This window comes from Ferrimonas kyonanensis DSM 18153 (genome assembly GCF_000425405.1).
Lineage (GTDB): Bacteria > Pseudomonadota > Gammaproteobacteria > Enterobacterales > Shewanellaceae > Ferrimonas > Ferrimonas kyonanensis.
Genome location: NZ_KE384363.1, coordinates 265,501 through 292,113 on the forward strand (window position 1 = coordinate 265,501; position 26,613 = coordinate 292,113).

Genomic DNA, 26,613 nt, shown 5'->3' on the forward strand with positions numbered 1-26,613 from the left:
GTTTCAGGTATAAAGCCGCTCCTTAGCGACAATCCGAGACTAGTATGAATCGCCAACAACTGATCCAATTGATGGCTGAACGTAGCGGCCTGAGCAACAGCGATTGCCAGAAAAGCCTGAAAGCGCTACAGGAGAGCATTACCCGAGCCCTGCATGAGGGCGAGAAGGTGTATCTGCCAAAGATGGGGGTGTTTGAGATTCGCCATCATCTGCCCAAGACCGGTCGTAACCCGCAAACCGGCGAGCCGATGGAAATCCCCTTTCGAACCAGCGCGGCGTTTCGCCCCAACGACAGCTTTAAAGCCGCCATTCAATAACCAACGGTCACAAAAAAGCCGTCTGAAACAGACGGCTTCAACCCTTGCTTGCGGCCAGGTTACTGCATCAGCTCGCGGATGTACTTCACCGGCGCCGAGCCGTAGCTCAGGAAGGTTTCATGGAAACGCTGCAGGTCAAACTGCTGCCCCAGTTGCGCCTTATTGTCTTCACGCCAGTCGTAAATCTCACGGAAGCCGGAATAGTATGAGGTCAGTTGTACCTGACTCAGGGTCGCCCGACGCCACTTCTGCGCCGCTTCCTCCTGCTGCTGGAAGGCCCCGTCCACCATCAGTGACATCGCCCGCTGCCGATCGATGCCCTTCACCTGAATCTCGTAGTCGATGATGGTGTTGGTGATCACCCGCAGGTTCCATTTCCAGTACATCAACCACAGCTCCGGCTCGTAGCCGCCATAGCCCTGCTCCAGCATCACCCGCTCGGCGTACACCGCCCAGCCTTCGATCATGGCGCCGTTGCCAAACAGGCTCTTGATCAGGCTGGGGGATTCATTGGAGTACACCAACTGAGTGTAGTGACCGGGAATCGCTTCATGGATATTGAGGATCTGCAGGATCCAGTGGTTGTACTCGCGCAAGTAGCTCTCTGCCTGCTCATCACTCATGCCATCAAGCGGCGTGACATTGTAGTAGGTGTTAGCGTGCTTATCGTACGGACCCGGTGCAGAAATCGAGGCACCGGCAAACCCGCGCATGTAGGCCGGGGTTTCCCTGACCACCAGCGGCTTCTCCGGATCCAGGGTCACCAGTTTGCTGTCGTTAACAAACTGCACCAGCTCCGGAATCTGTTTGCGCACTTCGCTGACAAACTCATCACGCTGAACATGATGAGCCGACAGGTGATCGATCATCTGCCGCACCGCCACCAACTCATCGGCAGGCATGGCGGTATTGGGGAAATACTTGGGCCACAACTGCTCGGTGATGGTCACCATCTGCTTCTGAGCTTGAGACTTGTCCGCCAGCGCCTTCTGATACAACTGCTTGGCGGTCATGCCCGCCTGAATGTCGAGGGCAAACTTCTCTTCATACAGGGCTTCACCGATGCGAAACGAGCGGGCCCCGTCCTTCTTGAGCTGGGCCACCTTGGCTTCCAGCCAGCCGATGTGGCTCTGAATCGCCTGCTTGGCGACGTAGAAACGCTGCTCAAACAAGGCCTTTTCCTGGGCAGACAGGCCGGAGTCCTGCGCCATGGTCAGCATGGCATCTGAGAACACCGTCAGGGCCCCCTGATTCTGCAGCAACGCCAGTTCGGTGTGTTCCAGAGTCGGATGACTGATGTTGGCCCGGGCGGCGCTGTAATAGTCTGGCACCAACTCCATACGAGCGAGGATCGCCCGCAAACGCACCTCGTCGGCGGCGTAGGGCTCATTCATCAGCCGGGCAAAGGGACCGGCCACATTGTAGTTGGCCGGATTCCACTGCCAGGATTTAAAACGGGTATTTTCCCATTCCATCTTATCGAGCACATTGGTGATCAGTGCCAGGTCGATGCGGGCACCACTGGTCAGGGATTGCTGGGCAAACGGCGCCAGCCTGGCCCGCCAACGGGCCACAAACTGAGCCTCGGAGGCCCGGCTCATGGCATCGGGAATCTCCAGTTGATCGGCATAATCGTAGAAGCCACTGTACAGTGCCCAAGTCGGCGACTGACGCCACAGATCCTGAACAAACTCCTGGCCCACCCTATCGAACTTTGCCGATTGGCACTCGGCCAGACAGGGAGCGGGAGTGGTAACTTCGGCAGTAGGAGACTGGCAGCCCGCCAGGCCGACGGCGGTTAGCAGCGCCAGGGCGGCGATTTTCAATTTCATTATTATGACTTCCCTGAGTCTGATGGGGGATTCTCAGGGGTCAGTAAACCATGAATCCGGGGTCGATGTTAGCCCCGGTTAAAGTTGGTAACAATTTGTTGAAATGACTTGATGTTCCATAACTTAGACCGCAGCGCCAACAGACCCAGACACAACAGAAGATACAGCGCCGGCTCATACCAGCCGGACTTCACCGACCACCAAAAGTGCACCGGTGCCAGCAGTGCCACCAGGTAGACCCAGTTATGCAGTCGCTGCCAGCGACGACCCAGCCGACGCTGCATGCCCTGAGTCGACGTCAATGCCAGCGCCGTCAGAATCACAAGCGCCAGCATGCCCACCACGATGTAGGGACGCCGAACCACTTCGGCCAACAGCAGCCCCCAGTCCCCCAGCAGATCCAGTGCCAGGAAGGCCCCCAGGTGCAGCAGCGCGTAGGCAAAGCTCCACAACCCGATCAGCCGCCGCACCCGAACCAGCGCTCCCAGCTTCCACCACCGCGCCAGCGGCGACACCAGCAAGCTGGCCATCAGGCCATGCAGGGCCCCCATGCCCAGGAAGTGGATCACATACTGTACCGGATCACCGCCGGCGGCCCCCGCTTGCACTGCCACCACCAAATACAGAAGCGGTAGCAGGAAACACAGGTGCAACAGGGATTTCAGCGCCAGCAGCCGGCCTTTAGTGAGCCTCATCAATACCACTGCCTCATGTCCAGATCGCCATACATGCCCGCCACCTGTTCGCCGTAGCCATTGAACAGTTCGGTGGGAATGCGCTTGGCCGACAGCAGGCCACCGGCACCGATGCGACGCTCACTGGCTTGAGACCAGCGGGGATGATCCACCTGGGGGTTCACATTGGCGTAAAAGCCATACTCATGGCTGGCCAGCAGGTTCCAGGTGGTGGGTGGCATGGTTTCCACCAGGCGTATGCGAACAATGGATTTAATTGACTTAAAGCCATACTTCCATGGCACCACCAGCCGAATCGGTGCGCCGTTCTGCGGCGGCAGGGTCTGGCCGTAGAGGCCGACGGAGATCAGGGTCAGCGGATTCATCGCCTCATCCATTCTGAGCCCCTCCACATAGGGGTACTCGATGCCTCCCCCCACAAACCGCGACGCCTGCCCCGGCATCTGTTTCGGGTCGTACAGGGTCTCGAAGGCCACGTACTTGGCCCGGCTGGTGGGGTTGGCCTTCTTCAGCAACGCCGACAACGGAAACCCCAACCAGGGGATCACCATCGACCAGGCTTCGACGCAGCGTAAGCGGTAGATGCGCTCCTCAATGGGCAGGGATTTGATGAGCTCGTCCACGTCCAGAGTCAGTGGCGTGTCGACCTCGCCTTCAATGGACAAGCTCCAGGGCTGGGTTTTCAGTCCCTGGGCATGTTTGTAGGGGTCGGTCTTGGCGGTGCCGAATTCATAGAAGTTGTTGTGGGTAAGGATCTTATCCTCGGGCGTCAACTCATCGCTGATGCCGTAGTTGTTGCTGGATACCGATGTCAACGGTCGCCGCGGCGCCATGGCATCCTTGTCACTGCCCTGGCTAAACCAGTCCAGCAACCCCGCCTGCACATTCAGTGGCACACTGGCACTGATGGCCCCCAACCCCAGCGCTTTGGCGATCTGACGCCGGGCCCGAAATACCTCTTCGGGGGTCACGTCGTTGTCTTTGAATCTGTCCCACTGTGGCTTGCGAAAGAATGTCATTGCGCTGTCCCTATTTGCTACTTACCCCTGTTAGACCTTGATAACGGCTAAAGCATTTCAACAGCTTCTCAATTAATTGAAGCATCGGTGAGGGGGCGAGACCAGGGGCGACACTCAGTTCAGCAGGTCTTCCACCTCCACACACTCCAAAATATAGCGACGCAACGCCTCCAACAGCCAGGCCGGGCAGGACTGTCGCTCTTTGTAGGTCAAATAATACCCGGGCTCGCGAGCGCCATTACCGATGCCCTGATGAAGACGACGGCGGATTTGGCTGGGTACCAGCCGCACCTTCAAGTTGTCGTTGGCCCTTAAAAACTCCACAGTGCGGCGGCCACCGGTAAAACTGAAGCTGTCCCGGTGCCCCAACATGCTCACCAGCTCATCCAGCGTATTGACCCGGGCACGAATGTTCAGTATGCGGCCATTGAGCTTGGCAAAATCCTCCATGGGGTCCTGATTATCGTTAAAGGAGGCGCACTCGGTCACCACAAAGGGGTAATCAAAGATCACCTCTTCGAACCGGTCAAACTGCTGCCACAGAGGGTGCGTTTTATCCGCCACCACGCAGGTGTTTTTTGAAAAAGCAATGAACTCGGACTCCGCGCCCTTAACCGGTACGGCACTGAGATAGATCCCGAGATCGATGGCATCGGAGTTGGTGTCAGTGTTGAGACTGCCACTCCAGATTCGCAGGCTGATGTCGATCTCTTCACCTTGGCTGCGCGCCGCCTCCAGCAGGTAATTGGTCAAGCCGTTACTCAGGGTCGCCGGCACCGCCAGATTGACCTTCTGCCGCTCTTGCTTAGCCCGTCCCTGATTGCCCATCACCACCGGCACCATACGATCCAGATTGGCTTTCACCGACTCCATCAATGGGTACAGCTGCACCGCCAGTGGCGACGGTTCAAAATTGTACTGCCGCCGAATAAACAGCTTGTCGTTGAACACTAAGCGCATGGCACTCAGGCTGCGACTGACCTTGGAGGGCAGCACCTCCAATTCGCTGGCCACCGCCTTAGAGTTCAGATATTTCCCCAGATAGACAAACACCTGAACATCGAAGAACGACAGACCTCGAACCTGTTTATGCAACTGTTCCAACGTTTCCATTTTCACCTCTGAGCACCCTCTTTTGGGGTTTATCAAGCCGCTCCAGGCTCTGTTAACAGAGTTTCGGATTTGGAGTCGGCGAGTTCCAATTCCTGCATCATCACAACATCTTGCCGGCTTCTCAATGCCATCCGCCAGCAAAATACCGAACTGTGAACCACACGCCCACCTGATGACGATATCACGATCGCAAAATGCGCAATTGGCATTTCCACCCAGTAGAATCCCACAGTTCGATCTTGCCGTCGGCTTTGGGCTGGACAGCGGCATGTCGGCGGCGTAGGTTTAACCACATGGATCGCCCACGGCTCGCCACTGACGGGGAGCGGATTAAGGATGACACGCTTATGGCTTATCACCCCCGAACCATTGCTCCCGGCCCTTTGATGTCCCTGCGCCACGTATCAATGAAAACCTACCGGGTCAGTTTTGATGCCACCATGCCAGAGCCTGACCAACTGAACGAAGCGATGGCTTGGATCACCCCGTTCATCATCAAAAAGCCCCCGTTTCAGCATGCCCATGTTGGCTTTGCCATCCTGCACCGCGGCGTCGAGCGGGACTACCTGGTGGTGTGCTACTGGGCCAATCACAACGAATGCCTGACTCAGGTTGCGGTGCGTGATCGCGACGCCGATGGCCACTGGCGTCTGGCCGACAACGAGTCCTTCTGTGTCTGGGACATGCAAATCATGGCGTTTGAGCGTGACCAGATGGTGAAACATGTATTGACCCCGGCTCAACCGGCGTTGACGGGCTACCTGGGACTGCACCTGAGCATTGATGGCAAAACCGACGGCCACTGAGGCGAAAACCAGCAGTTGCATCAGTGCCGCTTGCGGGCCCTGGCTGTCAATGACACTCTAGTCACTCACTGATTTAATGTTGCTGCAGGTGCCATGTTTACCGACCCTCTCGTGTTAGCCGCTCTGGGCGTTACCTTTCTCATCGCTGTGGCCATTGGCTGGCTGGGGCAGTCCAGCGGCCGGCGACAAGCCGAACACCGGTCGGTAACCCTGGAAGCCACCAACGAACAACTGGCGGAACAACTGGAACGACACGACAACCGCCTGCAGCATAAAGAACAGGAGCTAAATCAACTGCACAGTGCCCTGGCGGACAGCCGCGCCCGGGAGGAATCCCTGCGTCATCAAGTGCAGCAGGCTCTGGACAGCGAAAAGCGCCTCACTCTGCAGTTTGAAAACCTGGCCAACCGAATTTTCGACAACAAAAGCCAACAATTGAGTGAGCAAAGCCAGTCTCAACTCAGTGCCGTACTGACCCCGTTGCAGCAACAACTGGATGGCTTTCGCAAACAGGTTCAGGACAGCTACACCTCGGAAGCCAAAGAGCGTTTCGCCCTCAAGCATCAGTTGGACGATCTCAAGGCCATGAACCTGAAGATGAGTGAAGATGCCCTCAACCTGACCAAAGCCCTCAAGGGCGACAATAAGGCCATGGGCAACTGGGGCGAAGTGGTGCTGGCACGATTGCTGACTCAGAGTGGCCTGAGGGAAGGCCACGAATACGACACTCAGGCCGCGCTGAAACAGGACGACGGCAAACGCTACCAACCCGATGTCATTGTGCACCTGCCCGACGACAAAGATGTGGTGATCGATTCCAAGGTGTCGCTGGTGGGGTACGAGCGTTTCTTCAACGCCGAGGACGACGACGATCGTCAGCGCGGCCTGAGAGACCACCTGGCATCAGTACGGGCCCATATCAAAGGCCTGTCCGACAAGGACTACCAGCAGCTTAACGGCATTCGAACCCTGGACTACGTATTGATGTTCATTCCGGTTGAACCGGCCTTCCTGGCCGCCATTGAATCGGATCCAGAATTGGTAAATTTTGCCTTGGAGCGGAACATTTTGCTCACCAGCCCCACTAATCTGATGGTGGCCCTGAGAACCATCAACAACCTGTGGCGGTTTGAGTACCAGAGTCGCAATGCCCAGGAGATCGCCGCTCAGGCGGGAAAAATCTACGACAAGCTGGTGGGCTTTTCCGATGACCTGCTCAAAGTGGGGCGGGCACTGGATACGGCTCAGGGCAGTTACCAGAAAGCCCTGGGCAAGTTCTCCTCCGGTCGCGGCAACCTGCTTCGTCAGGCGGAGCAGATGAAGCAACTGGGGGCCACCACCAGCAAACAGCCGCAGGCGGCCCTGGTGGACGACGCCCTCAACCCGATGCTGGATCACAGGGACGCGGTTGACACAAAAGAGTAACCCTACCTGGACTACACTGAGTCCTGGTGGCAGCAGAAGGACGAACTATGGCCCGGATTGGCTGGATGATCATCACACTGTTTTGGGCTGGCTTACTGTCGGCCCAGCCGGTCTTATCGCCGCAGCAACAGCACTATCAACAGGCGCTGGCGGCACTGAAACAGGGTGACAACGACGAGTTCCGCCGGTTACGAAACCAGCTCAAAGACTACCCGCTGCAGCCTTACCTGGACTTTGAACACCGCTCCGGCCAGATGCATAAGCTGACCGCCCAGCAGGCGGTGGAAATTCTCTCCTCCCTGACCGATACGCCGCTGTATGACCGCTTTAAACACCGCTACCTGGTTCAGGCGGGCAAACAGAAGCGCTGGTCGATCTTCCTCAGCATCAGTCCTCAACCTCCCCGTAACACCGATCTACGCTGCTACTATTACCGAGCCCGGCTGGCTGAAGGGGACATCGACACCGCCTGGTCTGGCGCCCATGATCTGTGGCTGACCGACCGCAGCCTGCCGGATGCCTGTACGCCACTGCTGCGTGCCTGGCAAAAAGCCGGCCAGCGCAACAACGCCATCATCTGGCAGCGAATGCTGCTGACCTTTGAAGGCAATCAAGGCCAGCGACTGGCGTACCTGAACACCCTGCTGTCCCGCAGCTGGCGCGAGCGCGGCGACCTGCTGGTTCGCCTGTATCAACACCCGAAAGAGATTCGCCAGCGCACCACCATCAAACGCCAGCATAAACAGGCCCAGCAGATCGCCGCCGTGACCCTGTACCGACTGGCGCGTCGTGCTCCGGAATACGCCCTCAAGCATTACCTGCGCTGGCAGGGGCAGCTCGGTGAGCATGAAAGCAAGGTTCGGACCCGAATCGTACGTTTTGCCCTGGCCGATAACCTGTGGACCCCGGAGCTGGCGCAACTGATGGAGTCCTTCCCACAAGACGAGTTGATCGTGCTTCGCACCCGCCAGCTGATCGCCCGCGGCGACTGGCAGGCCATCAACCACTGGCTGGCCCGAATTCAGAACACCGAAGCCGACGACTGGCAATACTGGCGTGCCCGAGCCATGGAGGAACTGGCCCTGACCGAGGAGGCCGATGCCGCCTACCGAGCCCTGGCCAAACGCCGCAGCTACTATGGCTTCCTGGCAGCGCAGCGGCTGGGGCTGCCCTACCGCATGAACCAAACCCTGCCTGAGGATGATCCGCAACTGACCGCCAGGGTGTCGACACTGGCGTCGGTACAACGCATTGGCGAGTTGCTCGCCCTTGACGATCACCGCGCCGCCCGCAGTGAGTGGCGCTGGCAACTGCTGCGAGCCAACAAGACGCAGCAGTGGGCCCTGACCCGACTGGCGTATACGCAGGGCTGGCACTACCTGAGTGTCCAGGGCACCATCACCGCCAAGAGCTGGGACGCGGTCCCCTGGCGTTTTCCCGACGCCTACGGCGATGACTTTTCCCACTTTGCCCGCCAGCAACAACTGGACGACACCCTGCTCAGGGCCGTTGCCCGAAGGGAGAGTGCCCTCTACCCGCTGGCCCGCTCCGGTGCCAATGCCTATGGCCTGATGCAACTGCTGCCCACCACCGCCAAACAGGTGGCTCGCCAGCAAAAGCTGCGCTATTCCGGCGCCCGATCGCTGTATCAGCCCAGATTCAATATTCAGCTTGGCAGTGCCTACCTGAAACAACTGATGGATCAATACCAGGACAACCGCATCCTGACGGCTGCCGCTTACAACGCCGGTCCAAGCCGGGTTAAGCGCTGGCTAAAGAATAGCGATGGCAAGTTGGCCATGGATCAGTTCGTGGACACCATCCCCTACCGGGAGACCCGGGACTACGTCAAAGCCATCCTTAGCTACCAGTTAATCTATCGAACCCTGCAACAACGGCCCTCGGACCTGGTGAGCCAAGCGGAATGGCAGCGGCGCTACTAAAGCCTCCCACGCCGATAAAGCTGAACTATTCTTGTTGAAGCTGAATCAACAAGGAGTGTTCGATGCCGCAATCTCTGGAACCGGTGATTCACCAGTTACAACAGGTGCTGCTGGACAAACCCGTCGCCATTCGGCTGGCCCTCACCTGCCTGATTGCCCGAGGGCACCTGCTGATTGAAGACCTCCCCGGCATGGGCAAAACCACCCTGTCCTACGCCCTGGCTCGTACCCTGGGTCTGAGCCACCAGCGGGTGCAGTTCACCGCCGACATGCTGCCGGCGGATCTCATCGGCGTGTCCATTTATACCACGCCAAAGCAGCAGTTTGAGTTTCATCCCGGCCCCCTGTTCAGTCAGTTGGTGCTGGCCGACGAGGTCAACCGAGCCAGCCCCAAGACTCAGAGTGCCCTGCTGGAAGCGATGGCCGAAGGTCAGGTCTCCACCGACGGCATTACCCGGGCATTGCCGCAACCCTTCTTTGTCATCGCCACCCAAAACCCCATGGAGCAATCCGGTACCTTTCCCCTGCCGGAATCGCAGCTGGATCGCTTTATGATGAAACTGAGCCTGGGCTACCCCAGCCTGGAAGCGGAAAAGCAGCTGCTAACCGGTCAGCATCTGGCCGACAGTGGTGACCGCCTCAGCGCCCTGATGGGGCCGGCGCAGCTGCAGCAGCTGCAGCAACAGGCCGACCAAGTCGGTGTCGCCGATATGGTGCTGGATTACCTGCTTGAGTTGATTCAGGCCAGCCGCAATGGCCATCAGGGCACGACGCCACTGTCCCCGCGCTGCAGCCGGGCACTGTTGGCTGCCACCAAGGCCTGGGCCCTGCTGCACGGTCGCAGCTTTGCCGTGCCGGATGACGTGCAGGCGGTGTTTACCGCGGTCACCGAACACCGGCTCGAAGCCGGTCATCATCGCGGCAACGGCCGGGCCCAATCCCTGCTGGAGGCGGTTAACCCGATACGCTGATGACTCTGTCGTTCTGGCGGCGGCCGCCGCTGCAAGCCTGCCCGCAACGGACCCTGAGCCACAATGACATCCTGATTGTGCCCACCCGTTTCGGGGTGCTGTTTCTGGCGCTATCGCTGGTGCTGTTCCTGTTTGGCTCCAACTACCAGAACAATTTGATACTGATGTTGGCATTTCTGATGTTCAGCCTGTTCAGCTCCTGCCTGCTGATCTGTTACCGCAACCTGGCCGGAGTCACCCTTCGCCCTCAACCTGCCTCCGGCGTCCACGCCGGTGATCCGGTGCACTTTCCCATTAACTTGTCCGGCAGTGGCCACAACTACCACCTGCAGCTGAGGTTTGTGCAAGGGGACAAACAACAGTTGCACGCCCTGTCCGCCACCCCCTCCCGACTGGACGTGCCCTGGCCCTCCAGCCAACGAGGGCCGCTGACTCCGCCTCCGCTGATCATCAGCAGCCGTTACCCCCTTGGCCTATGCCGAGTCTGGAGCCGCCTGACCCTGAATCAGACGGCCTGGATCTGGCCGCGCCCCCTGACCGAGGGCACCCCGGCGCCGCCCCAATCCCGGCCGAACCAGGGAGAGGACCGCCAATCAACAGGCGACGAGTTCGAGGGGCTCAAACCCTGGCAACGGGGCCACAGCCTCAGTCGAGTTGCCTGGAAGCAGCTGGCCCAGCAGCGAGGAATGCTGATCAAGCAGTTCGACGGCCCCAGCCCTAACCCGCAGTTGCTGACGGTGGACAGCCAGCACCCGCAACTGGAGCAACATCTCAGCGAACTGACCGGACGGCTACAGCAACTGCACCAACAGGGGATCCCCGTTGGCCTGTCCACCCCTACCGAGACCCTGATGCCGAAACTGGGCCGGTCGCACCTGCATCACTGCCTGACCCTACTGGCCCGAGTGGAACCCCATGATCCCTGAGCCAACCCTGACCACCGTTGCCCTGCGCCAGACTCAAGGCTGGCTGCTGATGACTCAGCAGATGCTGGTGATTCACCTGATCGGTATGGTGCCGAATTGGGCGCTGGCCATCGTCAACCTGTCACTGCTATGGAGCCTGGCCATCTTTCTTGGCAAGGTTCGGCGCCCTCCAACCTGGCTGCTGTTTACCCTGACCCTGACGGTTCTGCTGGCGCTGATCCCCATCTATCTTCAGCAGGGCATCGCTGTCACCCTGGGGATCATGATCGCCCTGAGTTACTGCCTCAAATCTCTGGAGGTACGCAGCCGCCGGGATATCCTGACCCTGGTGTTGGTGGGCTTTTTCCTCATCACCCTCAGCCTGATTGAGCAGCAGTCCTGGCTAAAACTGATGTCAGCCCTGGCGCTGTTTATCCTCAACGCCACCATACTGCTGAGCCTGCATCGCCCCATGAGTGCCCCCCACAACCTGAGAATGAGCCTGAAGCTGGTGCTGGGCAGCCTGCCAATGGCTGTGATTCTGTACCTGCTACTGCCACGATTAGAACCGCTGTGGCAACAACCTGTGGGTGGCCGCGCCAGCACCGGTTTAAGTGCCGAGCTGGCCTTGGGGGAGATTGCGCTGCTGACTCAATCCAATGAACCGGCCTTCAGCGCTCGCTTTACCCGGCCGCCTCAAGACCGTGACCTGTACTGGCGGGTGTGGATTCAGTCTCACTTTGACGGCCAGGTATGGCGGGCACAACCCACGCTGCCCCGCCGCTCACCGAATCACGAACAGGGGGACAGTCACCACGGCTACCAACTGCTCGGCTGGCCACAGACGGAGTTACGAATCCCCAGCCTGGCAGGCAGTCACAGTCGGGATGCCTCTCTGGGGCAAATCAGCGGCGATCTCTGGCAAAGGCTGTATCAATCCGGCTCACCGCAACTGACCTTTCGCTGGCAGCCGGGTCTCGCCCCCACGCCGGCCAAGGCCGGCCTGGACTACCTGCAGCTTCCCGAACACAGCAATCCCAGGACCCTGGCCTGGGGCCAACGGCTGCGCTCAGAGGGCCTGCCCCCCAGAGCCGTGCTGCAACGACTGCTGCTCTACTTCCAGCAGCAACCCTTTGTCTACACCCTCAGGCCGCCCGCCACCGGCCGCCACCAGGTGGATGACTTCCTGTTCACAACCCAAGCGGGATTCTGTGGCCACTACGCCAGCGCCACCGTGACCCTGTTGAGGGCGGCCGGAATTCCCGCTCGCCTGATCAGTGGCTATCAAGGGGGACGCTGGTTGCCGGACGGCCGGCTGATGGTGCGCCAGCTCAATGCCCACGCCTGGGTGGAGTTCTGGGTCGAGGGAGCGGGCTGGCTGCGCAGTGACCCCACCCAGCAGGTATCACCGGACCGCATCGAGCAGTTGGGGCAGCAACGGCTGTTCCAGGCGTTGTCCTGGCCGACGTGGCTGCAAAACCCTGCCCTCACCGATTCCATGAACGCCCTGCTGGACCGCCTCGATTACCAGTGGCAACGCAGTGTGCTGGAGTTTGATAAACAGCAACAGCGGCAATGGCTGGCAGAACTGCTGGCCCACAGTGGCAGCCACCACATCCTGCTGCTGACCGCCGCGGTGCTGGCGACGCTGGCACTGATTCAACTGGGGCTGGCCGGCATGCTGCCTCGCTGGCGGCCGCCGGCATGGGAGCTGCTGCTGTGGCGACAACTGCGCCACCTATTGACTCGGCGGGGCCTGAGGGTAACGGCCAACGCCTCCATGACCTCGATCATCCACGACGCTGCCATTCGCTGGCCCGGCGCCGCCGCCGACCTGGGGGCCTTTCAGCGCCGATTTGAGCAGTTACGCTATAACCCGAACCCGGCTGGCGTCCCCCGGGGCCGGCGGCTTCTGTGGCACCGACTGCTGCGGATTCGACGCCACCTGGCCCGCGCCGCTGCCCACGAGCGAAGGTAGCCATGGCGACTCAGTGGTGATGCAGGTCGGCATCAATGTCTTTGTCGGTGAGTGATTCCGGCACGTCAAAGCGCCACTTTGCAAACCAGAGCCAAGCCGAAACGGCAACCAGTACAAACGTCAGTGTCAGGGTGAAATGAATTAATCCGGTAGTTGCGGTTGAAAATGCTGACATAAACACCTCCCTTTTGCCCGAGGATTACGGAACAAAACCCAGTGACTTCAATCATGTTGGCGCTTTCCAATTCGATAACGGCAACCCGTTGGTTGCGATTGCAACGGCATCAGCCGGGCTCTGACAAGCACACTGTCCATAAACACAGCCCTTGTTCTACCTCGACGTTAAACCAAATAATTAGGCGATGCTGCCTAAATTTTAACCAATGAAGACACCGGCGGACCGGAGCGAGCGGCAGTCACCAGCTAACCACTGATGAGTAGGGCTTAGTTAATTGGCGTATTGCACGCCGCTTCAGGCATGGAAATCCGTCATACCTCGCTGTAAGGCCACCGGTTTTGGAGACCGTCGCATAGGCTCGGCCACTCAATGGGTTAACGGTTATCTGTAAAAAAACAGTGCATCGCAACGGCCGTTTCCGATGGTTTCAACGCCGATTTACGCAGTGACACTGCCACCCGAGACTGACCTGTGCCCGCTTAGGCCGGCGACGCCTGTGGCAGCGGCTGCTGCGAATTCGCCGCCATCTGACCCGCCCCCTGCCGACGGGCGGGAATAGTGGTGTATACTCAGCGCAAACCCTTTAAAAGAAAACAGATTGATGACTGACGGCCCAACTCTGCTGTGGCACGACTATGAAACTTGGGGCGCCAATCCAGCCCAGGATCGCCCGGCGCAATTCGCCGCCATCCGCACTGACCTGGATCTGAACCCCATTGGCGACCCGATTGAACTGTTCTGCCAACTGCCGGCTGACTACCTGCCCAGCCCAGAGGCGATGTTCATTACCGGTATTACTCCACAGCGAGCCAACCGCCTCGGCGACGTCGAAGCCCAGTTTATCGCCAAAGTTGAAGCCCAGATGGCCCAGCCAGGCACCTGCACCGTGGGATACAACTCCATCCGCTTCGACGATGAAGTGACCCGCTACACCCTGTATCGCAACTTCTTCGACCCCTACGCCCGCGAATGGCAGAACGGCAACAGCCGCTGGGACATCATCGACCTGGTCCGCGCTTGTTACGCCCTGCGTCCCGAAGGCATCGAGTGGCCACTGCGCGAAGACGGCAACCCCAGCTTCAAGTTGGAGCACCTGACCGCGGCCAATGGCCTGGACCACGGCAACGCCCACGATGCGGTGTCCGACGTGGAAGCCACCATCGCCCTAGCCCGACTGATCAAAACCCATCAGCCCAAGCTGTACGACTGGTTTTTCTCCCTGCGCCGCAAACAAGCGGTCTCCAAGTTGGTGGACGTACTGGCGATGAAGCCGTTGCTGCACGTATCGTCACGTTTTCCCGCCAGCCAGGGCTGCGCCACTCTGGTGATGCCGATGGCCTGGCACCCGGACAACCGCAATGCGGTGGTGGTGGTGGATTTGCACCAGGACATCACCCCGCTGCTGGAGTGGGACGCAGCGCGACTGAAACAGCGACTGTACACCCCCAGCCGGGAACTGGAACCGGGGGAACCTCGAGTGCCGGTGAAGCTGCTGCATTTCAATAAGAGCCCCTTTATCGCGCCGGCGGCCACTCTGGAAGATCAGCAGGCCGAACGCCTGGGCCTGGACAAACAACGCTGTCGCGACAACTTCGCCCTGCTGCGTCGCCACCATCAGCAGGTTCGTGAAAAACTTACCGCCCTGTACAGTGACGACCGCGACGGTCGTGACGACCGCGACGTCGATCAGCAGTTGTACGGCGGCTTCTTCTCCGACGCCGATCGCAGCCAGATGGAACTGATACGCGCCACCGCTCCGGAGCACCTGGCGGCACTGAACCCGCAATTCAGCGACGCGCGCCTGGCGCCGCTGCTGTTCCGCTACCGCGCCCGCAACTACCCCTACACCCTGTCGGAGCAGGAGCAAAAGCGTTGGCAACTGCACTGTCAGGAAAGAATCAATGATCCGGAATACGCCATGAAGCTGGAGCAGTTAGTGGAGACCCATCAACAAGATGAGACCAAAATGGCGTTGCTGAAATCCCTCTACCACCATCTTCAGTCACTGTAAATCTGAGAAATGTCGCCCACTTCCCCTATATTTGGAAGTGGGCGTGATCGTGATCACATCAGATTGATCAACAACTCCCTAAACTGTAATTCAGTTCCATAAATTGAGGATTGAGGATGAACAACCGTTTTAACGACGCGTTAACTCAATTGCCCAAAGCGCTGGCCGACGCGGTGTCGCCAATGCTGACGGACCATTTTGCCGGACACCTGTCCGCTGAGCAGTTAAAGGAATTAAGCGATCAATCCGGCCTGTCTGGTACCGAGCTGTATCTGGCACTGCTACCCATTGCCGCGACGCTTTCATACGCGCCCATCTCCAATTTCTTCGTTGGTGCCATCGCCCACGGTGAGTCCGGAGACATCTACATGGGAGCCAATATGGAGTTGGTGGGCGAAGCCCTGTTCCACTCCGTACACGCCGAACAGTCTGCCATCAGCCACGCCTGGCTGGCGGGGGAACAAAAGCTGGTTGGCATCACCGTCAACTACTCACCGTGCGGGCATTGTCGTCAGTTTATGACTGAACTGAATAACAATGACAATCTCACCATCCGTCTGCCGGAGCAACCGCCTCAACCCTTGACCCACTACCTGCCTTACGCCTTCGGGCCAAAAGATCTGGGCATGGAAGATGGCCTGCTTGATGGCAATGACCACGAGATGACTCTGGACAGCGACGATCCGCTGGTACAACGTGCGTTGCGGGAAGCCAATGCTTCCTATGCCCCTTACAGCAACACCCCGGCCGCCATCGTGCTGGCCACGGAATCGGGCCAGGTGTTCGTCGGCCGTTACGCCGAAAACGCCGCCTTCAACCCCAGCCTGCCCCCGATGCAGATGGCCATCAATGCCATGGCCCGTCAGGGCATCGGCTTTGACCGCATTCATCGCGCCATTTTGGTGGAAGGTGACAAGGGTCAGATCAGCTTCCTTCACAGTGGCAGCGACGCCCTGGGCACCATCAGTCAGGTCCAACTTGAAACCTACAAAGCACAGAGTTAAAACTCGCAAACTTCAGGTGGCCCACCGCCGTCTGAGGTTTCTGCGAGCCGCTTCGGCGAAACCATCAACAAACAGCGCTGCCTAGGGGCAGCGCTTTTTTATTGCGGTTGGCACTGTCAAAAGACGCTCAGGCGTATCCCAGTGCCTGAGCCGCCACCACCACCACGCTGGAGATCACGAACAGCATCAACATAAAACGCCAGATAAAACGAAGCCAATCGGTCCAATCGATGCGACACACCCCCAGCGTGGCCATCAGCGATGCCGAGGTCGGCACCAACACATTGGTAAAGCCATCCCCAAGCTGAAACGCCAATACCGCCACCTGACGACTGACACCAACAATGTCCGCCAGCGGTGCCATCAGTGGCATGGTCAGCGCCGCCTGCCCCGACCCTGAGGTCACAAAGAAATTAAACACCGACTGAAATACCAGCATAAACCAGGCGGACAGCATCTCTGGCATGCCACCGATGGCAGTACCGGCACTGTGCAGAATGGAGTTAAGCACCGACGCTTCGGCCGGGTCACTGCCGCCAAGAAGCAATAAGATACCCTTGGCTGCGCCCACCAGCAGTGCCGGTGGCAACATCAGCCCGGCGCCCTCTTTAAAGGCATCGGCGGCGTCGTTCATGGTCATGTTGTTGAGTTTAAACAGCACCGCGATGAGGGCGGTCACCACCCCCATGGTGAAAAACTGCGATGCAATTTCCGGGATATACCAGGCGTGCACGACTACCCCCCAGATCACCCAGATGACGGTCGCGACCACGGTGAGCATCACCAGGCCATCGCCCAGATTCCAACGGCTGTCTTTCAGGTCCGGCTGCGGTGCGTCCCGCAGCGGTTGATCGGAGGCATAGCTGTACGAACGGCGCGGATCGGCCTTTACCCCTTTGGCGTACCACAGGGTAAACGCGATGCCCAGCAGGGTGAAACCGAGCCACAGCGCCATGCGAAGATCCGCACCGGACAGCACCGGCACGCCGCTGACTCCCTGGGCGATGGCCACCGAAAACGGATTCATCCAGGATGCGGCAAATCCCACCTGAGTCGCCACATAGGTCACCATCACCGTGGTGATGCCGTCGTAGCCAAGACGGATCATCAAAGGCGAAATGATGATGGCAAAGGCCACCGCCTCCTCGCCCATACCAAACACAGCACCGCCTAACGAGAACAACGCAAACATCACTGGAATAAACAGCGACTCATTGCCCTTGGTCTTAGCGATGATGCGCAGAATGCCATTATCGATGGTTCCGGTTCGCATCACGATGCCAAAGGCACCGCCGATGATCAGCATAAACATGATCACGCCGATGGCACTGCCCCATTTCGAGCCAGAAACCAAGCCTTCAAAGGCGAAGTTAAGCAGGCCGACACCGCCGCCCCCTTCAAACAAGCCGACGCGGTTGTAGACAATCTCGCCATTGTCATCGGTGGCATAGGCAAAGGACGCCGGGTCAATGACGGTTCGGGTCTTCTCAACCCCGTCCATGGCATAGGTGGCCGTTTGAGTATCAAAACTGCCTGCCGGAATCAGATAGGTGGCGGCAGCGGCCAGCACACCAATCACAAAAATCAGAATCAGGGTGTCCGGCATCTGCCAGGTTTTGCTGCCCGGCGTGGTTACGGCGGTGGCTTGAGTATCGCTCATGATGGTATCGCTATGGCGTGATGGTCACTGTGGGTAATGGCAGCGATGATAGAGGAATCTTGGACAATGAACACCCTTTAACCGGTAAAATCGTGACCATCGCGAATTTTAACCCAGATTGAGTGCATAACCATTTACCTGCATTGCTCAAATCTTGGCCGCATTCCAGAGTTGAGGCAAACGCCGCTGAGCACGGATGGAGGGTTCTGGTCATCAGCAAGACGACTGCCACCGCCCCTCTCGATGGCGTCCTCCTGGCCAAAGAACAAGGGTCAAAAGGGGCAGAATACCGGGAAAGCGGCAACGCCCTGTGAGCGTAACGGGCCACGGTTCCCGGTAATGGCTGACGCCGCGTTGTGATGTGGTTTGCGACTTTATTTGCGCTTGGGAAGGCGCATCTTCAGCGACGACGTATCGAAGCGACTGCCACCCAGACGCTGCACATCGGCGTAAAATTGATCCACCAATGCCGTCAACGGCAACTGAGCGCCATTGCGCCGCGCCTCATCCAGGGTAATGCCCAGATCCTTACGCATCCAGTCCACGGCAAAACCAAAGTCATACTCATCTTTGAGCATGGTGGCGCCGCGGTTGTCCATCTGCCAGGATTGCGCCGCCCCCTTTCCGATCACCTCCAGCACCTTGTCGCCATCCAAACCGGCTTGCTGAGCGAAATGCATCCCCTCGGCCAACCCCTGCACCACCCCGGCAATGCAGATCTGATTGACCATCTTGCACAGCTGGCCGCTGCCCACCGGGCCTAACAACTCGGCACAGCGGGCGTAGGCCTCCATAACGACACGGGCACGCTCAAACGGTTGTGGCTCGCCACCGGCCATCACCGTCAGCACCCCATTCTCTGCCCCAGCCTGGCCACCGGACACCGGTGCATCCACAAAGCTCACCGAGCGCTGGCGCGCCACCGCAGCCAACTCACGGGCAACATCGGCCGAGGCGGTGGTGTGATCCACCAACACCGCGCCCGCCGCCATGGCTCCCAAGGCACCGTCGTCCCCGAGCACCACTTGGCGCAGATCGTCGTCATTGCCAACACACACAAACACCAACTCACACTCTTTGGCTGCCTCGGCCGGCGTCATGGCGTACTCACCGCCATAATGCTGTTGCCATTGCTGAGCCTTGGCGGTGGTGCGGTTAAATACCGTCACCTCGTGCCCGGCTACCTGAAGATGCCCGGCCATGGGGTACCCCATGACGCCCAATCCGATAAAGGCCACCTTAGCCATCGCTGTCCCTCTTTGATCAAGTGCTTAACAAGACTCCCATTGTGGGTCAGCGGCAAAGAGAATGCGAGGCCTTCAGCCCCAACATTCATCCATTTGATCTGGTGATGCTTTATATGCTCCATTCCACCGGTTGGCTCGACACCGGGAACACCTTTTGCAATGGCGCTTTGTCCACGTCGTAGAACCACACCTCCACCAGGATCTGCGCCTGGTCCACTGCGGCCATGACCTCGGCTTCAAAGCGGCCATTATGAACACCGCCACTGGCCAACCGGCGTTGATAGTCGGGCTGATACCCCTGGCCATTCGCTTCAAAATGGGTGTAGAGCGACACAAAAGCCCGCTCCTCTGCTGCCAGAGACACCACCACCTTCAGGCTGCTGGCCCCTTCAAAACTCATCTGCGGCGACGCCACCAGATCGGCGGTGAGCATCGGCCCCGGCTCCGCCGCCGGGTCGTCACCGGGCTCGGCTTCCGGCTCCTCTTCCGGCTCATCTTGGGGTTCATCCACCGGTGTGGTCGGAGGCTGTGGCGCTGGCGTCTCGCTGCCACCACCACCGCCGCCGCCACACCCAGCCAGCAACACACTCACAAACAGCACGGACAACAAGTTGATGATTTTCATAATTCAGTCCTCGTCTCAGAATCAGTTAAACAGCTTGACGGCATTGGCATTGTCGCGATGGTACCAATCCAGATACTGGCCACCGTCATACTCGATGTACTGCTGAAACTGGGGATAGGTTTGCAGCAGATCCTGCTTCTCCGCCGGGTAATGCCAGCTCTGCGGGAACTGCAATCCCCAGGGCAAACTGTTGCTGTTGCGGTAATAACGATTGCTGCCCGGGTTACTGTCGTCATCAAAGGTGCCAAAATAACTGCTGCTGCCCAGATCCGTGGGTGGAAAATCCGCCAGATGAATCTCTAACTGCCGCCCCGGAGGGGTGTCGAAGCCGGTGCGGTAGCGGTTCGGGCTGGCAAAGATGAAAGGATCGTACGGTGCCGCTGGCATCGCGTTGGGGTCAACCCCTTCGGCAAACACCAGGGTCAGCTGAAACTGGAACTGCAGGCCATCATCACAGCCCGCCTGGGTCCGGTAAAAGCCACACCCCACCGTCACCTCATCGAACAGATCTTCACTGATGATCAGCACCGCGTTGCTCTGGCCAGTTTCCAGCACCGTGCTGGTATCAGCGGCCACGCCGTTTTTCAGGTATTCCAGTTGAGCCACATCGATGTTGCTGCGGCTGATTTGCGGCAGATGAATGGCAAAGCCGCTGTGCATCTCCGCCCCCAGCGCCTGCAACTTGCCATTGATCACCACCTTGGTGACCTTGGCCAGCTGGGTGTATTCGGTGATCTGCAGATCCATCACCACGTCGTTCATGTCGTAATCGGCCTCGAATGGCCAGCGATCCTCAAAGGCGATGCTGGCGAACTCGCCCTCATTGGGGTAGGTCTGAGTGGTCGAACCCGGGGTGCTTATCGCCACCGCGTAGTCTTCCACCTCGCCGTCTGCCGCCCCGCCTTTGGGGCCCAAACCGGTGTCCGAGGCGATGCGGAATCGGGCCTGGGTGACGCCGCCCAAGGCGGTTGCCGGCACGGCGATGGCAATGCTGGTACTGCCCAGTTGCAGTTCCCTGTCGGTGATCACCTGCTCATCGGCCCCGGCAAACACCCCGTCCTGGTTCCAATCGATGAACCCCTGCAAATAGCCGACCTGTTGAGTGACCTCAACCTGAATCACGGCGCTGGTTCCGGCTTCAAAGGCGGTGACAAACGCCACCCCGTCTTCATCGTCCAGGCCATTGAGGTCATCGCTCCAGGGCGCACTGAAACCGTCGCTGTCCGCATCCGCGTTCGCCCCCAGTATCGGCCCCTGGCTACCCAGGGCATGGCGAGCGCCGTTGTCTTCCATACGGGTGCCATAGCTGGCCGGGGCATCGCCGAAGTCGACGTTAACGGGGATCACGTCGGCACTGGCGCAGCGGGCACCGTCGTTGGAGGAGGACGCCGGGCCATAGGCGAAGAACTCGGCGCTGGCATCCAACTGCTCCGGATTACGCAAGTCAATACGGAAGATATGGCCATCCTGATTTCGGCTCAGATAGTAGTAGCCGCTTTTCTCAAAATAGCCGGCGCCAAAGGTACCGGTAATGCCACTGTTGCCCAACACCTGGCGGGAACCATCCGTGATATCAATCTGATACAGGTCGCCGCTGCTGTTATCCACCGCGTACAATTTTTGGTTACTGGGGTGAAAAGCAAAATCGGTCAACACCATGCTGGTATCGGCGCCCACCACCTTCTGTGCCTGTAAATACTGCGGCGAGGTCTCATCCAGGGACACCGAGAACAAGCCGTGGTTCCTGTGATAAATCCAATAGGTATCGTCATGCACATCGCCGACGAAAAAGTGCACCCCGGAAGGCAGACCGGTCACATTCAGGGCGCTGGCCTGATAGTCCGAGTCCACCTGAACCACATCTTTCAGGTGTTTGCTGAAGCCATAGATATAGCGATCGGTTTCATTAAAACCGATGCCATTGACGTTACCGGGAATCCCCAGATCATCACTGAGTTCCTCGTAGGCGCCGGTCACCAAATCCACCCCGTACACCACCGTGTCTTTCTGAAACAGATACGCCTCGGTCGGGCAACTGGTAAACGCCGCCCCCTGAGCCTGGCTGGCGAGCATCGCCCCTAGCAACCACCATTGATTTCCCATTAGCACTCTCCCGTTAGCAACATGACAGTGCTTAAGGAAAAATCATGCCAAACTTATAAGGCCATGTTATTCATCATGAAAAAATTGAAAGAATGAATTGAATTGCATTCTGCAATAGCGTCTCAGAGGCCATGGCATGACAATTCGCAAACCGAAGCGGTTGATTTATGCCTTGAAAAATCAAACAATAATAAAAACTAATATATCAACAGCGATAAAATACCGTTCAGTATTATTATCGAGCCGATTACACCTCAGGGAAAGAGTATGAAACTGCAAATTGAAGCGGTGCGTGCGTTTGTCGCGGCTGCCGAAAATGGTTCATTTACCGCCGCAGGAAGGGAATTAAAAAAGACCCAGGCTGCCATCAGCCAGCAAGTTCAGAACTTAGAAATTGATCTCGGCTTTGACCTATTTAGCCGCGTCGGAAAATACCCGGTATTAACCCCCAAAGGCACCCGATTGTTGAAAGACGCCCGCGTCATGCTATCCCAGGTAGAGCACTTCTCCGAACAGGCGAGGGCCATGGAGGGCAATGTCGAGCCCAGCCTGAGACTGGGCGTGGATCCCCTGGTCTGTGCCCCGGAATTGGTCAACCTGGTGTCGGAGTTTGCCAACACCTTTCCCCACATCGAACTGTCGCTGTTTCAACAAAACAGTCTGTCGCTATCACAGAAACTCAAAGATAATCAACTAGATGCTGTGTTGGGGTTGTTTCCTGAGCGGGACAACATCGGTTACTCGGCCGTCGATGCCTTCCAGGTTGCCTGCCATTGGGTCGCCTCGCCACAACTGGCAGAGTCACTGGGCGACCCCATCAGTTATGGCGCATTGTGCCACTCGCGATTGCTGCTGCCCACCAATCTACCGGACCGAAGTCTGGACCCGATGACCGACCAGATCCAGGTATGGGAGGTGGAAGACATCAATACTCTACTCAGCTTTTGTCGCAGTGGAATAGGTATTTCATGCCTTCCAGACTTTGTGGTTCAGCATGACCTTAATGCCGACATTCTGCGTCAGGTGCGCTTCGATTTCGACCGGATTTCTAAATTCAACTGGCGCGCGACCATGCTGTGGCATAAAGGCTACAAATTCCACGAAGCCGGCGAGTGGATATTTAAAAAGCTTACCGAATTAAAAATCAAATAATCGTCTCATCAAATTTGATGATTTAGGGTTACCCCTGAATCCCCCACCGTGATATGACTGCCCTTCAACTCACCATCGCAAGGAAAAATCACCCCGGTTTCCTACCCCAGCCGGCATAGGAAACCGGAAAACACACCCAAGGCGACAAAAAATGCCATCAACGCCGACTTAGCCCCGCGATACCCGCAGCCACCCAACCATAAGCCTTGCTAATAGTATCCATTTTTCTGCTGCCACAACAATCAAATAACATTGCTGCCGTGTACCTATCACAACTCATTTAAAGTTATAAGGAGATGACCATGATTAAGTCTATTGCCAACCTGCAAGCCCTGATGCACAGCCTGAAACAGGACCAGCGCGGTGTTACCGCCATCGAATACGGCCTGATCGGCGTGGCCATGGCTGCCGCCCTGGCGACTGTGCTGGGCACCACCGACGGCCAGTTCCTGAAAGAGCTGACCGACGCCTTCACTGGCATTGCAACAAAACTCAGCAACGCTAACACCTAATCAGTAAGGCGAGATGGAATGCTATCTGTGGTCATCGGCCTCAACTCGGTGTGGATAGCGTTGACGGACGTCCGCCTGCGGCGGATCTCCAACCTGCAGACTGGCCTGATGTTGCTGGTCTGCGGGACTCTGGCCCTGAGTAGCGGGCAGGGATGGGTCGGCCTGCAAAGCCTGGCTCTGGCCTCTGCCATCGGCGTGGTGCTGTTTGTTTTGGGCGTCTGGGGCGGCGGCGATACCAAGTTGTATGCGGCCATGGCCCCCTTGTTTAGCCCCACTGAACTGTTGTACGCCAGTGTGTGGATGATGGGATTTGGCGGCCTGCTGGCCGTGTTTTACCTGATTAAATATCGATTGATCAACCGGAGCAAGGAAGACCCCGGCTTACCCTATGGCCTGGCCATACTGCTTGGCATGGGATTCCAGCTTCTGATCTCTGCGCTAACCTCTTAACCCAGCTGCGGCGAACAGATTATGAGTTCAAAAGTCACTTTTGCCATTGCCTTTCTGGCGGTGGTGTTCGGCCTCTATGGCATCCTGGATCGGATCGGCGGCAACGACGCCCCGGCCACCCCGCCGGAGCCGGTGATCAAGATGATCACCCTGTGGCAAGCCACTGTGCCCCTGGTGGCGGGACAACACCTCAACCAGGGCGACCTGAAGCGCCTGAGTTTACCCGAAGCCGACGCTCGTCAACTCGGTGTCGACGGCGATGTCACCCTGACCCTGACCCCAAGTACTCTGGTCAGCACGGCGCGACACGCCAACGACTGGGTGTTTCCCGAGCACCTGAGTCAGCCGGACAATCCCGGCTACCTGGATCTGCTTACCAGCGACGGTATGACCCTGTATCCGTTAAGTATCTCGGCCAAAAACTTGATTGATAACTACATTCGTCCCGGTGATTACATCGACATTCTGGCGGTGGGCTCCCCCCACACCAACCTGTCCAACGCCACCGTGGAGCTGACCAATTTCGACGGCGTCCACGCCGGCCTGCTGCTGCAGCGGGTCAAGGTGCTGGCCCTGGACAACCAATCCGATGCCCCCATTAATCCCAGAGTCGACAGCGCCGGCGATCTGGAGGCCATCGTGGTGATCGAAGTGGCGCCGGAATCCCTGGCCAAGCTGTCGTTGGCACAACGGACCATGTTCATCGAAATCTACCGCAGCCAGCAACAACACCCAATCCCCGACGCCGATGTCAGCGACGTGATCGTCAATTACACCGGCGTCAAAGAGCTGCGTGGCAGCCAGAGCCAAACCAGTCTGCCGGAGATATTCTGATGTTGATTTCCCCCCGCTCCCTGCGCCTGTTGCTGAGCCTGATGCTGCTGCCCTGGATCACTCTGGCCGCCGACCGCGCCCTGCCCCTCAATGACGCCGTCAGCCTCGGCTTTGACAGCGACGTCGGCACCGTGTTCATCAGTCAACCCAGCATCGCCGACTACAAGGTGCTCGATAACCGCCAGGTGGTGGTATTTGGCCAGGCGCTGGGCCAGGCCCGGCTGATCGTCTACGGCAAGCAGGGGCAGATACTGCTATCCGAACTGCTGCACGTCGATCTGGATCTGGCGCCGATTCAGCGTCAGCTGTCGCTGCGCTACCCGGAATTGTCGATTCAGCTGGATGCCGTCGGCGAACAGGTGGCCATTCGAGGCACGGTATTTACCACCCAACAACGGGATGAGATCTACGCCCTGGTGGCCGGCCTGCTCGGCCGCGAGCGCATCGACCGCTTCAGCGAAACCGAAGTGCTGGAGTTCGATAACGGCATGAAGGAGAGTGGCCTGGCCACCTTCCATCGCCTGTATACCTATCAGGGCATTGTCGAAGGCCTAACTCTGGATCGCCCCCAGCAGGTGAACGTTAAGATTTCGGTGGCCCAGGTCACCGACGAATTCAACGAAACCATCGGCGTCGACTGGTCCTCGGTAGGCCAGTTGCCGGGCACCTTTACCTTTGACGACTTCAAGGCCGCCGATCTGTCCACCATCATTACCGCCCTGGGAGACGATTCTCTGGCCGAAGTGCTGGCGGAGCCAAACCTGACGGTGATCTCTGGCGAGTCCGCCAGTTTCCTGGTGGGGGGCGAAGTCCCCATCATCGTGACCAACAGCAACTCCACCACGGTAACCTTCAAGGAGTTTGGCATCGGCCTGGATCTGACCGCCAAGGTGCTCAGCGATGAACAGATTCGACTGCAGCTGGCGCCCGAGGTCAGTGCCATCGAAGGCTACGTGCGCTCGGTTGGCATCGAAGTGCCGCAGCTGAGTTCTCGCCGCGCCATGACCACCATTGAGCTGGGGGACGGCGACAGCTTTATGCTCGGCGGCCTGATGAACAGTGAAGAGATTGAAGAGCTGAGCCGAGTGCCACTGCTGGGAGACATTCCCTATCTGGGCAGCGTATTCCGCAAAAGCACCACCACCCGGCGCAAAACCGAACTGGTGATCATTGCCACCGTCAACCTGGTCAAACCCAGCTCGCCAGACAGCCTGATGCTGCCGCACATTCAGCGCTCCAGCACCCTGAGCCGCTGGTTCAACATCAAAAACCCCACCAATGGCAACGACACTCAGCAACAGGCGTTGACTCTGGATCTGCTGCAGCGCGGAGGCTTTATCCAATGACCCATCCATCCTTGCTTGTGCCCCTGGCGCTGCTGGCAACCCTAATGCTGTCGTCCTGTGCCGATCACGCCTACGACGCGCCGGGCAGCGAAGCGCTGGTGTACGCCGAAACTCACAGCTTTGCCATCGACGTCGATGCCCAGCCGGCGAACGGGCTGTCGCAAAAGCTGGTGGCTCTCAGCCATCAGTTTGATGCCGATGCCAGCGACTTTACTCTGGCCCACCAACCGGGCTGGCAAGGTCAGGCGAAGCGACTGCGCCAAGCCCTGATCGACGGCGGCCTCAACCCACAGCGCGTTCAGGTTCGGTCCGACACTCACCTGCCTACGCCGCTGCAACTGACGGTGCAACTGTGGCGCACGGCGGTTGAACCCTGCCGGCCGCATCGATTGGATCAGCCCTACCCCAGGCTCGGCTGCGCCACCAACGCCAACCGCATCACCCAAACCATGAATCCGGCCAACCTGACTCAGGGAGAACACTAGTC

Annotated in this window: 24 protein-coding genes; 15 read left to right on the plus strand and 9 right to left on the minus strand. The window is 58.5% G+C overall.

Going from position 1 to position 26,613, the window contains the following annotated elements; genetic code table 11:
• The first annotated feature begins 44 nt into the window (after positions 1 to 44).
• Positions 45 to 317, plus strand: a complete 273-nt coding sequence (locus H598_RS0114730) for an HU family DNA-binding protein (protein WP_028113681.1) — start codon at positions 45 to 47, stop codon at positions 315 to 317.
• 59 nt (positions 318 to 376) lie between these two features.
• Here H598_RS0114730 and H598_RS0114735 read toward each other — a convergent pair whose 3' ends face one another.
• The 4 genes from H598_RS0114735 to H598_RS0114750 all read right to left on the minus strand — a co-directional run bounded on the left by H598_RS0114735 (position 377) and on the right by H598_RS0114750 (position 4,976).
• On the minus strand, positions 377 to 2,149 hold the full coding sequence (locus H598_RS0114735; RefSeq protein WP_028113682.1) for a DUF885 domain-containing protein: 1,773 nt from the start codon (positions 2,147 to 2,149) through the stop codon (positions 377 to 379).
• A gap of 68 nt (positions 2,150 to 2,217) precedes the next feature.
• On the minus strand, positions 2,218 to 2,844 hold the full coding sequence (gene msrQ / locus H598_RS0114740) for a protein-methionine-sulfoxide reductase heme-binding subunit MsrQ (RefSeq protein WP_028113683.1): 627 nt from the start codon (positions 2,842 to 2,844) through the stop codon (positions 2,218 to 2,220).
• Positions 2,844 to 3,863, minus strand: a complete 1,020-nt coding sequence (msrP, locus tag H598_RS0114745; protein WP_028113684.1) for a protein-methionine-sulfoxide reductase catalytic subunit MsrP — start codon at positions 3,861 to 3,863, stop codon at positions 2,844 to 2,846. Before msrP ends, msrQ begins: the two co-directional genes overlap by 1 nt.
• Before the next feature lie 114 nt (positions 3,864 to 3,977).
• Entirely contained in the window at positions 3,978 to 4,976 is a 999-nt protein-coding gene (locus tag H598_RS0114750) for a LysR family transcriptional regulator (RefSeq protein ID WP_028113685.1), read from the minus strand.
• A 347-nt stretch (positions 4,977 to 5,323) separates the two neighbouring features.
• Between H598_RS0114750 and H598_RS0114755 the strand changes: the two genes are divergently transcribed.
• From H598_RS0114755 to H598_RS0114780, 6 genes are all read left to right on the plus strand, one after another.
• Positions 5,324 to 5,782, plus strand: coding sequence for a hypothetical protein (locus H598_RS0114755; protein WP_028113686.1), 459 nt, complete (start codon positions 5,324 to 5,326; stop codon positions 5,780 to 5,782).
• Positions 5,783 to 5,893: 111 nt separating this feature from the next.
• Positions 5,894 to 7,207, plus strand: a complete 1,314-nt coding sequence (rmuC, locus tag H598_RS24525; protein ID WP_425402365.1) for a DNA recombination protein RmuC — start codon at positions 5,894 to 5,896, stop codon at positions 7,205 to 7,207.
• 47 nt (positions 7,208 to 7,254) lie between these two features.
• Positions 7,255 to 9,150, plus strand: coding sequence for a transglycosylase SLT domain-containing protein (locus tag H598_RS0114765; protein ID WP_028113687.1), 1,896 nt, complete (start codon positions 7,255 to 7,257; stop codon positions 9,148 to 9,150).
• Positions 9,151 to 9,212: 62 nt separating this feature from the next.
• A complete protein-coding gene (locus H598_RS0114770; protein WP_028113688.1) occupies positions 9,213 to 10,121 on the plus strand; it encodes an AAA family ATPase in 909 nt (302 codons plus the stop codon).
• Positions 10,121 to 11,047 (plus strand): DUF58 domain-containing protein, encoded by a 927-nt coding sequence (locus H598_RS24530; protein WP_051252755.1) that lies wholly within the window; start codon positions 10,121 to 10,123, stop codon positions 11,045 to 11,047. Before H598_RS0114770 ends, H598_RS24530 begins: the two co-directional genes overlap by 1 nt.
• Positions 11,037 to 13,004: a transglutaminase TgpA family protein gene (locus tag H598_RS0114780; RefSeq protein WP_028113689.1), complete on the plus strand. Its 1,968-nt coding sequence runs from the start codon at positions 11,037 to 11,039 to the stop codon at positions 13,002 to 13,004. The genes H598_RS24530 and H598_RS0114780 overlap by 11 nt, the downstream gene beginning before the upstream one ends.
• A gap of 10 nt (positions 13,005 to 13,014) precedes the next feature.
• Here H598_RS0114780 and H598_RS26615 read toward each other — a convergent pair whose 3' ends face one another.
• Positions 13,015 to 13,179, minus strand: coding sequence for a hypothetical protein (locus H598_RS26615; RefSeq protein ID WP_156897068.1), 165 nt, complete (start codon positions 13,177 to 13,179; stop codon positions 13,015 to 13,017).
• A 604-nt stretch (positions 13,180 to 13,783) separates the two neighbouring features.
• Between H598_RS26615 and sbcB the strand changes: the two genes are divergently transcribed.
• A complete protein-coding gene (gene sbcB / locus H598_RS0114790; protein ID WP_028113690.1) occupies positions 13,784 to 15,193 on the plus strand; it encodes an exodeoxyribonuclease I in 1,410 nt (469 codons plus the stop codon).
• A gap of 116 nt (positions 15,194 to 15,309) precedes the next feature.
• Positions 15,310 to 16,197, plus strand: a complete 888-nt coding sequence (gene cdd / locus H598_RS0114795) for a cytidine deaminase (RefSeq protein ID WP_028113691.1) — start codon at positions 15,310 to 15,312, stop codon at positions 16,195 to 16,197.
• A gap of 127 nt (positions 16,198 to 16,324) precedes the next feature.
• Here the strand turns inward: cdd and yfcC are convergent, their stop codons facing one another.
• From yfcC to H598_RS0114815, 4 genes are all read right to left on the minus strand, one after another.
• The gene (gene yfcC, locus H598_RS0114800) at positions 16,325 to 17,857 is read right to left on the minus strand and encodes a putative basic amino acid antiporter YfcC (RefSeq protein WP_084144485.1); all 1,533 of its coding nucleotides are present in this window, start codon (positions 17,855 to 17,857) and stop codon (positions 16,325 to 16,327) included.
• A 374-nt stretch (positions 17,858 to 18,231) separates the two neighbouring features.
• Positions 18,232 to 19,104 (minus strand): NAD(P)-dependent oxidoreductase, encoded by an 873-nt coding sequence (locus H598_RS0114805; protein WP_028113693.1) that lies wholly within the window; start codon positions 19,102 to 19,104, stop codon positions 18,232 to 18,234.
• A 109-nt stretch (positions 19,105 to 19,213) separates the two neighbouring features.
• Positions 19,214 to 19,729, minus strand: coding sequence for a hypothetical protein (locus H598_RS0114810; RefSeq protein WP_028113694.1), 516 nt, complete (start codon positions 19,727 to 19,729; stop codon positions 19,214 to 19,216).
• A gap of 21 nt (positions 19,730 to 19,750) precedes the next feature.
• Positions 19,751 to 21,832 carry an LruC domain-containing protein gene (locus H598_RS0114815; RefSeq protein ID WP_028113695.1) on the minus strand — a complete coding sequence of 694 codons (2,082 nt, stop codon included), beginning with the start codon at positions 21,830 to 21,832 and terminating at the stop codon, positions 19,751 to 19,753.
• 267 nt (positions 21,833 to 22,099) lie between these two features.
• Here H598_RS0114815 and H598_RS0114820 point away from each other — a divergent pair, with 267 nt between their 5' ends.
• The 6 genes from H598_RS0114820 to H598_RS0114845 all read left to right on the plus strand — a co-directional run bounded on the left by H598_RS0114820 (position 22,100) and on the right by H598_RS0114845 (position 26,611).
• Positions 22,100 to 22,984, plus strand: a complete 885-nt coding sequence (locus tag H598_RS0114820) for a LysR family transcriptional regulator (RefSeq protein WP_028113696.1) — start codon at positions 22,100 to 22,102, stop codon at positions 22,982 to 22,984.
• Between the two features lie 302 nt (positions 22,985 to 23,286).
• Positions 23,287 to 23,496, plus strand: coding sequence for a Flp family type IVb pilin (locus H598_RS0114825; protein WP_051252780.1), 210 nt, complete (start codon positions 23,287 to 23,289; stop codon positions 23,494 to 23,496).
• A gap of 18 nt (positions 23,497 to 23,514) precedes the next feature.
• The gene (locus tag H598_RS25695) at positions 23,515 to 23,946 is read left to right on the plus strand and encodes an A24 family peptidase (protein ID WP_051252757.1); all 432 of its coding nucleotides are present in this window, start codon (positions 23,515 to 23,517) and stop codon (positions 23,944 to 23,946) included.
• A 21-nt stretch (positions 23,947 to 23,967) separates the two neighbouring features.
• Positions 23,968 to 24,780, plus strand: a complete 813-nt coding sequence (gene cpaB, locus H598_RS0114835) for a Flp pilus assembly protein CpaB (protein WP_028113698.1) — start codon at positions 23,968 to 23,970, stop codon at positions 24,778 to 24,780.
• A complete protein-coding gene (locus H598_RS0114840) occupies positions 24,780 to 26,126 on the plus strand; it encodes a type II and III secretion system protein family protein (RefSeq protein ID WP_028113699.1) in 1,347 nt (448 codons plus the stop codon). The genes cpaB and H598_RS0114840 overlap by 1 nt, the downstream gene beginning before the upstream one ends.
• Positions 26,123 to 26,611: a hypothetical protein gene (locus tag H598_RS0114845; RefSeq protein ID WP_028113700.1), complete on the plus strand. Its 489-nt coding sequence runs from the start codon at positions 26,123 to 26,125 to the stop codon at positions 26,609 to 26,611. The genes H598_RS0114840 and H598_RS0114845 overlap by 4 nt, the downstream gene beginning before the upstream one ends.
• The last annotated feature ends 2 nt before the right edge of the window (positions 26,612 to 26,613 follow it).

Coding starts and splice junctions, on each gene's coding strand:
- H598_RS24530 (WP_051252755.1), top strand. CDS start 10,121: ATGACTCTGTCGTTCTGGCGGCGGCCGCCGCTGCAAGCCTGCCCGCAA.
- H598_RS0114825 (WP_051252780.1), top strand. CDS start 23,287: ATGATTAAGTCTATTGCCAACCTGCAAGCCCTGATGCACAGCCTGAAA.
- H598_RS0114750 (WP_028113685.1), bottom strand. CDS start 4,976: ATGGAAACGTTGGAACAGTTGCATAAACAGGTTCGAGGTCTGTCGTTC.
- H598_RS0114810 (WP_028113694.1), bottom strand. CDS start 19,729: ATGAAAATCATCAACTTGTTGTCCGTGCTGTTTGTGAGTGTGTTGCTG.
- sbcB (WP_028113690.1), top strand. CDS start 13,784: ATGACTGACGGCCCAACTCTGCTGTGGCACGACTATGAAACTTGGGGC.
- H598_RS0114770 (WP_028113688.1), top strand. CDS start 9,213: ATGCCGCAATCTCTGGAACCGGTGATTCACCAGTTACAACAGGTGCTG.
- H598_RS0114755 (WP_028113686.1), top strand. CDS start 5,324: ATGGCTTATCACCCCCGAACCATTGCTCCCGGCCCTTTGATGTCCCTG.
- H598_RS0114820 (WP_028113696.1), top strand. CDS start 22,100: ATGAAACTGCAAATTGAAGCGGTGCGTGCGTTTGTCGCGGCTGCCGAA.
- H598_RS0114815 (WP_028113695.1), bottom strand. CDS start 21,832: ATGGGAAATCAATGGTGGTTGCTAGGGGCGATGCTCGCCAGCCAGGCT.
- H598_RS26615 (WP_156897068.1), bottom strand. CDS start 13,179: ATGTCAGCATTTTCAACCGCAACTACCGGATTAATTCATTTCACCCTG.
- cdd (WP_028113691.1), top strand. CDS start 15,310: ATGAACAACCGTTTTAACGACGCGTTAACTCAATTGCCCAAAGCGCTG.
- msrQ (WP_028113683.1), bottom strand. CDS start 2,844: ATGAGGCTCACTAAAGGCCGGCTGCTGGCGCTGAAATCCCTGTTGCAC.
- H598_RS0114840 (WP_028113699.1), top strand. CDS start 24,780: ATGTTGATTTCCCCCCGCTCCCTGCGCCTGTTGCTGAGCCTGATGCTG.
- H598_RS0114845 (WP_028113700.1), top strand. CDS start 26,123: ATGACCCATCCATCCTTGCTTGTGCCCCTGGCGCTGCTGGCAACCCTA.
- H598_RS0114805 (WP_028113693.1), bottom strand. CDS start 19,104: ATGGCTAAGGTGGCCTTTATCGGATTGGGCGTCATGGGGTACCCCATG.
- H598_RS0114730 (WP_028113681.1), top strand. CDS start 45: ATGAATCGCCAACAACTGATCCAATTGATGGCTGAACGTAGCGGCCTG.
- H598_RS0114765 (WP_028113687.1), top strand. CDS start 7,255: ATGGCCCGGATTGGCTGGATGATCATCACACTGTTTTGGGCTGGCTTA.
- H598_RS0114735 (WP_028113682.1), bottom strand. CDS start 2,149: ATGAAATTGAAAATCGCCGCCCTGGCGCTGCTAACCGCCGTCGGCCTG.
- H598_RS0114780 (WP_028113689.1), top strand. CDS start 11,037: ATGATCCCTGAGCCAACCCTGACCACCGTTGCCCTGCGCCAGACTCAA.
- cpaB (WP_028113698.1), top strand. CDS start 23,968: ATGAGTTCAAAAGTCACTTTTGCCATTGCCTTTCTGGCGGTGGTGTTC.
- msrP (WP_028113684.1), bottom strand. CDS start 3,863: ATGACATTCTTTCGCAAGCCACAGTGGGACAGATTCAAAGACAACGAC.
- yfcC (WP_084144485.1), bottom strand. CDS start 17,857: ATGAGCGATACTCAAGCCACCGCCGTAACCACGCCGGGCAGCAAAACC.
- H598_RS25695 (WP_051252757.1), top strand. CDS start 23,515: ATGCTATCTGTGGTCATCGGCCTCAACTCGGTGTGGATAGCGTTGACG.